The following is a 12,963-nucleotide window of genomic DNA, read 5'->3' on the forward strand; positions in this document are numbered from 1 at the left end:
CATGTCCCTGCCCGTCCTGCGCCGCGCCACGGTGGCCGCGGCGCTGACGGCGACGATGACCGGCCTGGTCGTCGCCGCCGCCCTCGCGCCGGCCGGCGCCGCCCCCGGCGCTCCCGGCACCCCGGACCGGCAGACGCCGGTCGACGTCCAGCTGCTGGCCCTCAACGACTTCCACGGCGCGCTGGAGGCCCCGTCGGGGTCCGGCGGCCGCGTGCAGACCGGCCCCGACCCCGACGGCAGCGGCCCGCTGACCGCCCCGACGGTCAACGCCGGCGGTGTCGAGTACCTCGCCACCCAGCTCCAGCAGCTGGCCGCCGCGCAGCGGCAGGGGAACACCGTCACGGTCGCGGCCGGCGACCTCATCGGCGCCTCGCCGCTGCTGTCGGCCGCCTTCCACGACGAGCCGACGATCGAGGCCCTGAACCTGGCCGGCCTGGACTACGCCAGCGTCGGGAACCACGAGTTCGACGAGGGCTCGGCCGAGCTGCTGCGCATCCAGAACGGCGGCTGCCACCCGGTCGACGGCTGCGCCGACGGCACCCCGTACGAGGGCGCGGACTTCGAGTACCTGTCGGCCAACGCCTTCGTCACCGCGACCGGGCAGCCGCTGCTCGAGCCCTACGCGGTCCACGAGGTCGGCGGCGTCCGGATCGGCTTCATCGGCATGACCCTCGAGGGCACCGAGCAGATCGTCAGCCAGCAGGGCGTCGCGGGCCTGGACTTCGCCGACGAGGTCGAGACCGCCAACCGCTACGCCGCCGAGCTGCAGCGCCAGGGCGTCAAGTCGATCGTCGTCCTGCTGCACGAGGGCGGTGCCCAGAGCGGTCCCGACGCGTGGAACGTCGACCAGTGCAACGGCCTCACCGGCCCGATCGTCGACATCGCCACCGGCATGTCCGACGACATCGACGTCGTGGTCAGCGGCCACACCCACCAGGCCTACAACTGCCTGATCGACGGCAAGGTCGTCACCAGCGCCGGCAACAACGGCCGGCTGGTCACCGACATCGACCTGCAGATCAACTCTCGCAGCGGCGACGTCATGCGCGACCGGACGCGGGTCGACAACGTCATCGTCAAGCGGGACGTCGCCCCCGACCCGGCGCAGACCGCGCTGATCGCCCGCTACAACGCCGTCATCGGCCCCATCGCCAGCGAGGTCGTGGGCGACGCGGCCACCGCCATCGGCCGGGCCGCTGACGCCCAGGGCGAGACCCCGCTGGGCAACCTGATCGCCGACGCGCAGCTGGCCGACACCCGGGACGAGCGCGCGGTCGCGGCCTTCATGAACCCCGGCGGCGTCCGCGCCGACCTGGACGCCGGGCCGATCACGTACGGGGAGGCGTTCTCGGTGCAGCCGTTCGCCAACAACCTCGTGACCCTGGACCTCACCGGCGCCCAGCTCGACTGCGTCCTGGAGCAGCAGTACGCCCGCACCGGCAACGCGGTCGTGCTCCAGCCGTCGTCGACGGTGAACTACGTCGTCGACCCGGCGGCGCCCGCGGGCTCGGCGACGGACCCGTGCAGCGGTGCCCGGGTGAACGCCCTGGCGATCGACGGCGTCCCGGTCGTCCCCACCCAGGTCTACCGGGTGACGGTGAACAACTTCCTGGCCGGCGGGGGTGACGGCTTCTCGCAGCTCACCAACGGCACGAACGCCGTCACCACCTCGATCGACCTGGACGCGTTCACGGCCCACCTCATGGCCAACCGGCCGGTGAACGCCCCGGCGACCGACCGGATCGACCCGGTCGCCTGACACCCGCACCACCCCGTCCCGGCGGCGGTCCCCACCGAGGGGGCCGCCGCCGGCGCGCGTCCGGGGCCGTCCTGCGCCAGGCTCGCGGCATGACCGACACCTCCGGCCCGCCGTTCCGCGCCGACCACGTCGGCAGCCTGCTGCGCCCCGCGTCGCTGCTCGAGGCCCGCGCCCGGCACGCCGCCGGGGAGATCGACGACGCCGAGCTGCGCGGGATCGAGGACGAGGCCATCGCCGACGTCGTCCGGCTGCAGGGCGACGTCGGCCTGCGCACCGCCACCGACGGCGAGTTCCGCCGCGCCTCGTGGCACATGGACTTCATCTACGCCATCGGCGGCATCAGCAGGGTGACCGGCGAGGACATCGTCGTCCACTTCAGGAACGCCGACGGCACGATCGACTTCACCCCGGCCGGCCTGCACGTGGACGGCCCGCTGTCGATCGGGGAGCCGGTCTTCGGCGAGCACCTCGCGTACCTGCAGTCGCGGGTGGGGGAGGGGCAGACGGCGAAGCTGACCATCCCCTCCCCGTCGATGGTCCACTACCGCGGCGGCGCCGCGGCGATCGACCCGGCCGTCTACCCCGACGAGGACGCGTTCTGGGACGCCCTGTCGGCGGCCTACGCGCAGCAGGTCCGGGGCGTCGCCGCGCTGGGCTGCACCTACCTGCAGCTCGACGACACCAGCCTGGCCTACCTCAACGACCCCGCCCAGCGGGCCGAGCTCGCCGCCCAGGGCCGCGACGCCGAGCACCAGCACGAGCGCTACATCCGGCAGATCAACGCCGCGCTGGCCGGCCGGCCCGAGGGCCTGACGGTCACCACGCACATGTGCCGCGGCAACTTCCGCTCCTCCTGGGTGGCCGAGGGCGGCTACGACTTCGTCGCCGAGGCGCTGTTCGGCGGCCTGGAGGTCGACGGCTTCTTCCTCGAGTACGACGACGCCCGCTCCGGCGGCTTCGAGCCGTTGCGGTTCGTCCCGCCGGGGAAGCGGGTGGTGCTGGGCCTGGTGACGACGAAGCGGCCCGCGCTCGAGTCGAAGGACGACCTCAAGCGGCGCATCGACGAGGCGTCGCGCCACGTGCCGCTGGAGCAGCTGGCGATCTCCCCGCAGTGCGGCTTCTCCTCGACCGTCGAGGGCAACGCGCTGACCCGCGACGAGCAGGTGGCCAAGCTGGCGCTCGTCGTCGAGGTCGCCCAGGAGGTCTGGGGCTACGCCTGAGCCCGGGCCGGCGGCACCGGGTCGCTGCCGCCGGCGCCGGGGCGGCAGCGGCGCAGCCGGCCGAGGGTCAGCCGCAGCCCGCGCAGCGTGCCGTGCCGGCGCAGCGCCTCCAGCCCGTAGGTCGAGCAGGTGGGCGTGAACGGGCACACCGGCGGGCGGGTGGGGCTGACCCGCTCCCGGTAGGCGACGACGAGCCGGACCGGCCAGCGCGCCGCCCACGGCGTCCCGGCCGGCGCCGGGGTGACCAGCGCCGCGGGCAGGGCCAGCCAGAGGAGGGTGAGCAGGCCGATCGCGTCGCAGCCCTCCGAGCAGCCGTCCCAGCCGTCGCAGGAGTTCCGGGAGGAGCGGGCGGAGCGGCGGCGGCGACGGCGGGTGCACCCCGGGCGGCTGGTCACGGCGGGGCATCGTGCAGGCCGCCGCCGGACCGGGGAAGGGGTTGCTGCACGGGTCGGGCCTGCAACGTCTCGTCCCTCGCGCCCCAGCCGCCCGCGCCGCCCCAGGCGTGGTCCGGAGTCGCGCCCGGGTTGCCGACCCTGGGGACGGGGCCCACGACGACCGCGGGGCCCGTCCGACAGGAGGCGCCCAGATGTCCGAGTCGCAGCCCGTGCCGCCGTCCATGCCGCCGTCGCCCGGCCGCCGCTCCCGCCGGCTCACCGAGCTGCGTGCCGGGATGTCGGTCCTCGGCAGCGCGGCCGCCGACCTGGGTGTCGGCAGCCAGCCCGACGTCCGCGTGCTGCCCGACGGGCGGTTGTGGCTCGACGAGCTGGAGATGGCCGTGTCCGCCGCCGACGTCTACCAGGCCGCCCGCGGGCTGGTCGCCGCCCAGCTCGAGGCCATCGCGCAGGTGACCGGCCGCCCGGTCGAGGACCACGCGCTGGCCTGGCTGGTCACGCTGCAGACCAACGAGGTCGTGGTGGCGGTGGAGGACGCGCCCGCCGTCGACGACGCCGCCTGACCCGTCAGGGGCTCCGGGGGAGCCGCCGGCGCGTGAGTCCGGGCACATCCGGGATGCGGCGCCGCCGCGTCCGCATTGACCCCTGGCGTGCCGAACCCCTGGGGACTCACGCGCCGCCGTGAGCTGGACAACTGCCGGGTGACGACCGCGGGCTGTCGACGCCGCGCGCGCTCGTCGTCCCTCCCGCAGAACCCCTGAAAGGCACCCCCGTGCTCGCACGTCTCCGCCGCGTCCCGTTCGCGGCGCAGGTCCTCCTCGCCCTCGTGCTGGGCGTCGCGCTCGGCCTCGTGGCCCGCGACCTCGGCCCCGTCGCCGACGGGACGCCCAACTGGCTCACCAGCACCCTGCAGACCGTCGGCCAGACCTTCGTCACGCTGCTCAAGGTCCTGGTCCCGCCGCTCGTCGTCACCGCGGTCATCGTCAGCATCGCCAACCTCCGCCAGGTCTCCAACGCCGCCCGGCTGGCCGGCCAGACCCTGCTGTGGTTCGCGATCACCGCGCTGATCGCCGTCTCCATCGGCATCGGCCTGGGCCTGCTCACCCAGCCCGGCCGCAACAGCGGCGTCGACGCGGCCGCGCAGGCCGCGCCCGAGACCACCGGCTCCTGGTGGGACTTCCTCACCGGCCTGGTGCCGGGCAACGTCCTCGGCCTGCAGGCCTCCGCCGCTGACGACGGCTCGATCGGCCTGTCGTTCAACGTCCTGCAGCTGATCGTGCTGTCGGTCGCGATCGGCGTCGCGGTGCTCAAGGTCGGCGAGCCGGCCGAGCCGTTCCTCGGCCTGGTCCGCTCCGCGCTGGCCGTCGTCCAGAAGCTGCTGTGGTGGGTCATCCTGCTGGCCCCGCTCGGCACCGTGGGCCTCATCGGCAACGCCGTGGCCACCTACGGGTGGGACTCGCTCGGCTCCCTCGGCGTCTTCGCGGGCTCGGTCTACGCGGGCCTCGCGCTGGTGCTGTTCGTCGTCTACCCGGTGCTCCTGCGCCTGCACGGCCTCTCGCCGCTGCGGTGGTTCGCCGGCGCCTGGCCGGCGATCCAGCTCGCCTTCGTCTCCCGGTCCTCGATCGGCACCCTGCCGGTGACCGAGCGGGTCACCGAGCAGAGCCTGGGCGTGCCGCGGTCCTACGCCTCGTTCGCCGTCCCGCTCGGGGCGACGACGAAGATGGACGGCTGCGCCGCGATCTACCCGGCGCTGGCGGCGATCTTCGTCGCGCAGTTCTTCGACGTGCCGCTCTCGCTCACCGACTACCTGCTCATCGCGCTGGTGTCGGTGGTCGGCTCGGCTGCCACCGCCGGCGTCACCGGCGCGGTGGTCATGCTGACGCTCACGCTGTCCACGCTGGGCCTGCCGCTGGCCGGCGTCGGCCTGCTGCTGGCGATCGACCCGATCCTCGACATGGGCCGCACCGCGGTGAACGTCGCGGGTCAGGCGCTGGTCCCGACGATCGTCGCCCGGCGCGAGGGCATCCTCGACCTCGAGCGGTTCCGCACCGGCCGGGCGTCCGCCCCGGTCGCCGCGGGGACCGGCGGGGTGGACGCCGACCTGCGGCAGCCCGCGGTCGCCTGATCCTCCGCCCCACCCGGCGACGGGCCGGGGACCCTCCAGGGGTCCCCGGCCCGTCGCCGCTTGCGCACCGGTGCCGCACCACGGGAGCGTGACGTCGGCGACGACGGTGGAGGTGGGACGTGCGCGACCTCGTCTACTACGTCGGGACGTCGGTCGACGGCTTCATCGCGGGCCCCGACGACGAGGTCGACTTCTACCCCCTGAGCGAACCGTTCACCGAGTGGATGGCGCTCGAGTTCCCCGACGCGCTGCCCACGCACGTGCGCCGGGCCCTCGGGGTGGACACCGCCGCCCTGCGCCGGTTCGACACGGTCGTCATGGGACGGCGCACCTACGACCCCGCCCTCGCCGCGGGCATCACCAGCCCCTACGCCCACCTGCGGCAGGTGGTGGTCTCGCGGTCGCTGGAGTCCCCGGCCCCGGAGGTCACCGTCGTCCGCGGCGACCCGCTGTCCGCCGTGCGCGCCCTCAAGCAGGAGCCGGGTCTCGACGTCTACCTCGCCGGCGGCGGGCAGCTGGCCGGTGAGCTGCTGCCCGAGATCGACCGCGTGGTGGTCAAGCAGTACCCGGTCGTGGCCGGCGCGGGCCGCCCGGCCTTCGGCGTGCGGTTCGCGCCCACCGCGCTCGTCCTGGACGACGTCCGCGTCTTCCCGGGCGGCCCCGCGGTGCTCACCTACACGCGCGCCCGCTGACCCCGGTCGGGGGGCACATGGCCGCCCGCCGCTCCGACGTCCGCCGGGCCGCCGGCCTGGCCGTGCTGCTCGCTGCCTGGAACGACCTGCTGGTGCCACGGCTCCCCGAGCGGGCGTACACACCGGTGAACGCCGCGGCCGCGGCGACGCTCCTCGCGGCGGCCCGCTCCCGGGGGATCTCCCGGGCCGAGCTCGGCCTGGACCCGCGGCGGCTGCCCGCGGGCGCGCGGGAGGCCGGGACCTGGACCGCCGTGGTCGGCGCCGGGTACGCCACCGCCCTCGCCGTCCCGGCCCTGCGACCCCTGCTCGCCGACGCCCGCGTGACGGGACTCGGCACGCGGGAACTGGCCGTCCGGGTGCTGGTGCGCATCCCGGTCGGCACCGTGCTGTGGGAGGAGGTGGCGTTCCGCGGGGTCCTGCCCCCGGTGCTGCGGCGGGTGCTGCCCGCGCGGCGGGCGCGGGCTGCGGCGGCGGCGCTGTTCGGCCTCTGGCACGTGACGCCGACCGTGCGGACGCTCGCGGTCGCCGTGCCGGCCGCGGGCCCGCTGCGCCGGGCCGGCGCGGTCACCGCCGCCTGCCTCGGCACGGCGGGCGCCGGCGTGCTGTTCGCCCGGCTGCGCGAGCGCAGCGGCAGCCTGCTGGCGCCGGCGCTGCTGCACCTGGCGGCCAACGACCTCGGGGCGCTGGCGGCCGCGGCGGCCGGACGCCACCGGGGTCGACCCGGCAGCCGCTCCCCGTCGTCCCACGGGTCGGCGACCGCGGCGACGCCGGCCTCCCGCAGCGCCTCGTCGCGGGCCGGCCGGCACGGCCGCGGTGTGGAGCACCCCGCGGTGCGGGGTAGGGGGACCGGGCCCCGAGCCCACGGGGCGTCCCACCTCCCTCCGGAGGACCCGTGCCCGTGCTGACCTCCCTCCGTCCCGCCGGTCCGGCCCCGCGACGGGTCTGGACCGACGTGCCCGCCCTCGGCACCCGGGTGCACGCCCGGACCTGGCGCTCCGGCGAGGGCGCGGACCGCATCCCGGTCGTGCTGCTGCACGGGCTGGGTCTGTCCAGCCGCTACCTCGTGCCGCTGGGGCGGCGCCTGGCGGCCCTCGGACACGACGTGCTCGCACCCGACCTGCCGGGCTTCGGCCGCTCGCCGCGGGACCCGCACCTGCGCCGGCCCGGCGGTCCCGACGTCGCCACGCAGACCGGCCACCTGCTGGCCTGGCTCGACGCCTGCGGGGTCGGCCGGGCGAGCTTCTTCGGCAACTCGATCGGCGCGCAGGTCGGCGTCGAGCTCGCCGCCCGCCACCCCGAGCGGGTGGAGCGGCTGGTGCTGTCCGGCCCCACCCCGGACCCGCGGTACCGCCGGCCGTGGCAGCAGTACCCGCAGGTGCTGCGCAACCAGGTCTTCGAGGTCCCCACGCTGCAGCCGGTGATGCAGCTCGAGTACCTGTCCACAGGCGTGGCCCGGATGGTGCAGCAGCTGGTCCGCAGCTCGGACGACCCGATCGAGCGGCGGCTGCCCGACGTCGTCGCGCCGACCCTGGTGGTGCGCGGCCGGCACGACCGGACACTGACCCAGGCGTGGGCCGAGCAGGTCACCCGGCTGCTGCCCGACGGCCGGCTGGTGGTGATCGAGGGCGCGGCGCACAACGCCCACTGGTCGGCGCCGGACGTGTCCGCCCGGCTGGTGGACGTCTTCCTCTCCGGCGAGCTGGACCGCCGGGAGCCCATCGACGACGACGTCGTGCTGCCGCGGTCACGGCCGGGTGACCCGCTCGCCCCGGTCAGGCCGCTGCCGCCGACGGTGCACGCCGTCCTCGACGTCGTGAGCACGCTGGCGCTGCTCACCGTGCCGTGGACCCGGCCGTGGGGGCCGCGGACCCGCCTGCTGCTGGCCGCCTCCGGCGCGGCCGGGCTGGCCGACACGCTGCTCACCGACCACCCGGCCGGGCTGCTGCGCGTGCTGCCGCTGCCGGTCCACCTCAACCTCGAGGCGGCGGCCGGCCAGCAGCTGCTGCTCGCCGCCGCCACCTGGCTGCGCGGCGAACCGGTGGCCGGCCGGTGGGCCGCCGCCGTCCAGGGGACCTACGAGCTGCTGCGCGCCGCGACGGCGCAGGCGCCCGCGGGGCCGGCCCGGCTGGTCCCCGCCGGGCACTGACCGGACCCCCGTCGTTCCGGGTCGGGCTCGTCCGTGACGGGAGGACGCCGGGCCGGGGTGCCACGACGTCACCGGGTCGCGGACGCGCCCCCGCCGCTCAGGACCTCGGACAGACCGGTGAGGTCGAGCAGTCGCCGGGCCGACCCGCCGGGCGGCAGCACGACCTCCAGGTGGCCGGCCGCGGCCCGGGCCGCCTCGAGCAGCAGGCCGGCGCCGACGCTCGCGACGAAGCCCAGACGGGTGAGGTCCAGCAGCAGCGACCGACCGGCGGTGGCCTCGGCGAGCAGGGCCGTCCGCACCTCCGCGACGCCGGCGAGGTCGAGGTCGCCGGTCAGCTCCAGCCGGCGGCCTCGCGGCGCGTCCCCGGCCAGCAGCGAGGCGGGGACGCCCGTCACCGGGGCCGACCCCGGCGACGGTGGCGGTGGCGGGCTCGGTGGCGCCAGCCGGAACCGCAGCGCCGTGCCGCCCGTGCCGGGGACGACGTCGACGCCGCCGGCGAGCGCCGCGATCATGTCCAGCCCGCGGCCGCGGAAGCCGGGGTCGGCCGCCGCCGGCCGCCAGGTGCCCCCGTCGACGACCGTGGCCGCCACCCCGCCGTCGGGGTCGGCGACGAGCTCGACCTGCACGCGGCCCGGCTCGGTCGCGTCCCGGTAGGCGTGCTCGACGGCGTTGGCCGCGGCCTCCCCGACCGCCAGCTGCAGGTCCCCGGTGGTGTCGGGGGACAGCGCGGCCTCGTGCGCCCAGCGGGACACCTCCCGCCGCAGCCGCGCCAGCTGGGCGGGGTCCGCGGTCAGCTCGACGCGCAGGGGAGCGGGGTGCAGCCGGGCGGCGAGCACGGCGACGTCGTCGTCGGCGCCGGGGCCGCCCAGCAGGTCGGTGAGGACGCCGTCGACCAGCGCCGGCAGCGGCGCCGTCGCCCGCGCCCCGGCCGCCGCCGACAGCCGCGCGAGCCCCTCGTCGAGCAGGCTGCCCGGCCGCTCGACCAGGCCGTCGGTGTAGAGCAGCAGGGTCGCGCCGGGGGGCAGGACGCTCACCGTCTCCGGACGCCGGCCGGCGCCGGACACGCCGAGCGCCGGGCCGTGGCCGCCGTCGAGCAGCACGGCCGACCCGTCGGAGGTGAGCAGCAGCGGCGGGGGGTGGCCGGCGGTGCTGGCGGTGAGCCGGCCGGTGGCCGGGTCGAGGACCAGGCAGGCGACGGTGGCCAGCCCGGCGCCGTCGATCCGCCCGGCGAAGCCGTCGAGCAGCTCCAGGGCCCGCGCGGGCCCCTCCCCGGTGAGCAGCACGCCCGACAGCGCGCTGGACAGCCGGCCCATGACGGCCGCCGCCGAGGCGCCGTGCCCGACGACGTCGCCCACGACCAGCGCCGTCCGCTCGCCGGGCACGGGCACCACCTCGTGCCAGTCGCCGCCGGCGGACGTGCCGGTGACCGCCGGCAGGTAGCGGGCGGTCACCGTCAGCCGCTCGGAGGTGGGCAGGTGCGCCGGCAGCAGGCTGCGCTGCAGGGTGTCGGCCATCTCCCGGCGCACGTCGGCCAGCGCGGCCCGCTCCAGCGCCCCGGCGACCTGCCCGGCGACGGTGAGCAGGAACGCGCGCTCGGCGGCGTCGAAGGCCCGCGGCCGGTCGAAGACCACCGCCACCGCACCGACCAGGCGCGGACCGGCCAGCAGCGGCAGCGACGCCGTCGCCTGGGTCTCCGGGCGCAGGTACGGCGCCATCTCCGGGTAGCCGGACACCAGCGCCTCGCGGTCGGGCAGCCACACCGGGCGGCGGGTGCGGGCGGCCTCGGCCAGCGGGGCCGGCGCGGTCAGCCGGATGGTGGTGAACCCGGCGGCCCACCCCGGGGAGTCGCCGTGGACGTCGACGGTGTGCAGCAGGCCGTCCTCGCCGAGCACGCACACCGCGACCACCGCCGCGCCCAGCGACTCGTGCAGGCGCGCGGTGAGCGCGGCGCCGGCCTCCGCGGCGGTGCCGGCGGCGGCCAGGGCCACCGCGAGGTCGTGCAGCTGGCGCTGCCGCTCGGCCAGCCGCTCCGCGGCCACCGTCGTCGCGACCAGCCGGCCGAGGTCGCCGGCGAGCTCCCGGTCCGCGTCGTCGAAGCGGCGGCCGGCGTCCGCGGCGGCCAGGGACAGCATCCCGACCCGCTCCCCGCCGGTCACCAGCGGCACGACCAGGCGGGGGCCTGCGGCGAGCGGGTCGGCGGGCAGCGGGGCCGGCGCGCGCCCGGTGGCCTCGTCCCGCAGTGCCTCGGTCACCGCGCCGACGACGAACGGCTGCCCGGCCTCCACGGACGGGCGCAGCTCCTCGGGGACGACGAGCAGGGGCACGCCCGTGAGGCCCGGGGCGGCGTCGGCGGGAGCGGCGGCGACGATGCTGTGGCGGTCGTCGTCGCCGCGCAGCCACACCAGGGCCCGGTCGGCGAGCTCCTCGACGGCGAGCGCGGCCACCGCGGCCAGCCGGTCCTCCACCGCACCCGGGGCGGCCAGCGCCTGGCCGGCGGCCGCCAACAGCTCCGCGGCCCGTTCCCGGCGCCGGGCCTCGGTGACGTCGAACAGGACCGCGTGCAGCGTGCGGGCGGTGCCGTCCTCGTCGCGGGCGACGTGGCCCAGGTGCTGCAGCCACACCCACCGCCCGTCGGCGCTGCACACCCGGTAGGTCAGCGTGAAGTCGACCGCGCCGGCGTCGACCTCGCGGCGCACCTGCTCCAGCACGGCGTCGTGGTCGTCGGGGTGCAGGATCCGCGACCACAGCCCCTCGTCGGCCAGCCACCGCGAGGCCGGGTAGCCGAGCAGCTCCTCGGCCCGCTCGTTGACGAAGGTGAGCCGCAGCGTGGCCGGATCGCGCTCCCACACGATCGCGTTGAGGCCCGCGACCGTCGCCTGCAGCCGGGCCACGCTCGCCTCCGCGGCCCGCCGGGCGATCTGCTCCGCGATCCGGCGGGCGGCCTGCGCGGCGAGGGCCGCCTCGGTGGCGCGCCGCTCGGTGACGTCCAGGAGGCTGCCGCGGACCAGCCGCCGGTCGGGGTCGGGCAGCCGCAGCAGGGTGACCTCGCACGGGACGTCGGTGCCGTCGGCGCGGCGGTGGGTCCAGTCGAAGCGGGGCCGCTCGCCGGCCAGCGCCCGGTCCAGCTGCGCCGTCGCCGCCTCCCGCGAGGACCGCCCGTCGGGCTGCTCCGGCGGGCTGACCTCGACCGGCCCCACCTGCAGCAGTTCGGCCCGGTCCATGCCGAACAGCTCCTCGGCGGCCCGGTTGACCATGACGAACCGGCCCGCGTCGAGGTCGAGGATCACGACGGCGTCCGGGGCGTACTCCACCAGCGCCCGGTACCGCCGCAGCTCCGCGCGGTCGTCGCCGTGCGGGGCGTCCTCGGGTGGATCCGGCGCGTCGGACGCGTCCACGACGTCTCCCGTCGGTCGGGTGCCCGCCCCGCATCTGAGCCGCTGCCCGGCATTCTGCCTCGGCGGACGCCGTCTGCGAACCCCCCGGCGGGACCGCGCCGCCGGGCCACGCGCCCGGACGCGGTGCAGGGCGGTGGTCAGGGGCAGGCGGACTCCCGGGCACGGCCCCGGGGCGACGACGCCGGCCCCGGGTCCGTGCCCGCGGTCAGGACGTCCTCGCCCCGGCCAGGACCGGCTCCCGGCCGGAGGACGGTGGTGCCGTCGCGTCCCGCAGCTGCGCGACCCGGCTCCGGGCGAGCTGCCACGCACCGGGGACGGCCCAGAAGGTCCAGGCGATGTAGACGAACTGGAGGGGCAGCCGCAGCCACGGGTGCGAGGCGCCGGGGAGGCCCTCGATCCGGACGCCCGCCGCGGCGACGTAGACGTTGGCGGGGAACACGGCGACCAGGTACGCCGCGAGGGCGAGAGCCACCTCCCGGCGCCGGCGGTGGGGCGCCGCCAGGCCCACCCCGAACAGCACCTCGAGCAGCCCGGTCCAGAAGACGACCCGCTCCCGCGCGGGCACGAGGTCCGGCATGTGCTGCACGAAGGGCTCCGGCTTCAGGACGTGGGTGACCCCCGAGAAGGCCATCGTGGTGGCCATCGCCACCCGGGCGGCGTCCGGCGGAGGGCGGCGCCGGTGCAGCCGAGAGGGGAGCAGCCGGGCGAGGGCGTAGGTCCCGACCAGCACGACGAGGAGCACCATGGCTGGACCTCCCGGTCCGTTCTCCCGGGGACCGTTGTCTGGGTGACCGTCGTCTGGGTGGCCGTCGCCTAGGTGACCGGGGACGGCGGCGGTGCGGAGCCGGCCGGGCGCAGCAGGCGCTCGATCGCGTCGTCCCACGCCACGGGGAGCTCGTCGCCGCGACACGTCCACGACTCGAACCGCGTGGGCCGCATGTGCGGGCGCAGCGTCGCCATGACGGCCGCGTGCGGCATCTGCCGCGCGAAGCGCCCCAGCGCCGCGTCGTCGGTCCACGCGGACAGCGTCCAGAACGTCCTGGCGAGCGGCTGGGCCCGCAGGCTGTACCCGACGAGTCCCTCGGTGCGCTCCAGCTGACGGACGACCGCGACGGTGAGCCCCACGAACCGCGGGACCTGCACCAGCGACCGGAGCGGCAGCCGGCTGGCCAGCACCAGGTACTCGTCGTCCGGGACCGGGGAGAGGCGGCGACGCCACGGCACGGTGGGCACG

The 12,963-nt window shown here is 77.0% G+C and carries 11 protein-coding genes; 7 read left to right on the forward strand and 4 right to left on the reverse strand.

Annotation, left to right across the window (positions count from 1 at the left end; all coding sequences use genetic code 11):
• Position 1: 1 nt before the first annotated feature.
• Positions 2–1,759, forward strand: a complete 1,758-nt coding sequence (locus tag ACI798_RS03810; protein WP_457047273.1) for a bifunctional metallophosphatase/5'-nucleotidase — start codon at positions 2–4, stop codon at positions 1,757–1,759.
• 89 nt (positions 1,760–1,848) lie between these two features.
• A complete protein-coding gene (locus tag ACI798_RS03815; RefSeq protein ID WP_457047274.1) occupies positions 1,849–2,979 on the forward strand; it encodes a 5-methyltetrahydropteroyltriglutamate--homocysteine S-methyltransferase in 1,131 nt (376 codons plus the stop codon).
• Here the strand turns inward: ACI798_RS03815 and yidD are convergent.
• Positions 2,970–3,374 carry a membrane protein insertion efficiency factor YidD gene (gene yidD, locus ACI798_RS03820; RefSeq protein ID WP_457047275.1) on the reverse strand — a complete coding sequence of 135 codons (405 nt, stop codon included), beginning with the start codon at positions 3,372–3,374 and terminating at the stop codon, positions 2,970–2,972. The two genes, ACI798_RS03815 and yidD, sit on opposite strands and share 10 nt — an antisense overlap.
• Before the next feature lie 191 nt (positions 3,375–3,565).
• On the opposite strand from yidD, the gene ACI798_RS03825 reads away from it, so the two are divergent.
• The 5 genes from ACI798_RS03825 (at position 3,566) to ACI798_RS03845 (ending at position 8,334) form a co-directional block, all read left to right on the forward strand.
• Positions 3,566–3,934 carry a hypothetical protein gene (locus ACI798_RS03825; protein WP_457047276.1) on the forward strand — a complete coding sequence of 123 codons (369 nt, stop codon included), beginning with the start codon at positions 3,566–3,568 and terminating at the stop codon, positions 3,932–3,934.
• A gap of 209 nt (positions 3,935–4,143) precedes the next feature.
• The gene (locus tag ACI798_RS03830; protein ID WP_456941957.1) at positions 4,144–5,496 is read left to right on the forward strand and encodes a dicarboxylate/amino acid:cation symporter; all 1,353 of its coding nucleotides are present in this window, start codon (positions 4,144–4,146) and stop codon (positions 5,494–5,496) included.
• Between the two features lie 119 nt (positions 5,497–5,615).
• The gene (locus tag ACI798_RS03835; protein WP_456941956.1) at positions 5,616–6,188 is read left to right on the forward strand and encodes a dihydrofolate reductase family protein; all 573 of its coding nucleotides are present in this window, start codon (positions 5,616–5,618) and stop codon (positions 6,186–6,188) included.
• A gap of 17 nt (positions 6,189–6,205) precedes the next feature.
• The gene (locus ACI798_RS03840) at positions 6,206–7,093 is read left to right on the forward strand and encodes a CPBP family intramembrane glutamic endopeptidase (protein ID WP_457047277.1); all 888 of its coding nucleotides are present in this window, start codon (positions 6,206–6,208) and stop codon (positions 7,091–7,093) included.
• Complete coding sequence (locus ACI798_RS03845) at positions 7,087–8,334, forward strand: alpha/beta fold hydrolase (protein ID WP_456941954.1); 1,248 nt, start codon at positions 7,087–7,089, stop codon at positions 8,332–8,334. Before ACI798_RS03840 ends, ACI798_RS03845 begins: the two co-directional genes overlap by 7 nt.
• A 68-nt stretch (positions 8,335–8,402) precedes the next feature.
• Here ACI798_RS03845 and ACI798_RS03850 read toward each other — a convergent pair whose 3' ends face one another.
• The 3 genes from ACI798_RS03850 to ACI798_RS03860 all read right to left on the reverse strand — a co-directional run bounded on the left by ACI798_RS03850 (position 8,403) and on the right by ACI798_RS03860 (position 12,962).
• Complete coding sequence (locus ACI798_RS03850) at positions 8,403–11,729, reverse strand: SpoIIE family protein phosphatase (protein ID WP_457047278.1); 3,327 nt, start codon at positions 11,727–11,729, stop codon at positions 8,403–8,405.
• A gap of 205 nt (positions 11,730–11,934) precedes the next feature.
• Positions 11,935–12,474 carry a DoxX family protein gene (locus ACI798_RS03855; protein ID WP_456941952.1) on the reverse strand — a complete coding sequence of 180 codons (540 nt, stop codon included), beginning with the start codon at positions 12,472–12,474 and terminating at the stop codon, positions 11,935–11,937.
• A gap of 68 nt (positions 12,475–12,542) precedes the next feature.
• Complete coding sequence (locus tag ACI798_RS03860; protein ID WP_457047279.1) at positions 12,543–12,962, reverse strand: hypothetical protein; 420 nt, start codon at positions 12,960–12,962, stop codon at positions 12,543–12,545.
• Between the last annotated feature and the right edge of the window lies 1 nt (position 12,963).

This window comes from Geodermatophilus sp. SYSU D01045, assembly GCF_054050295.1.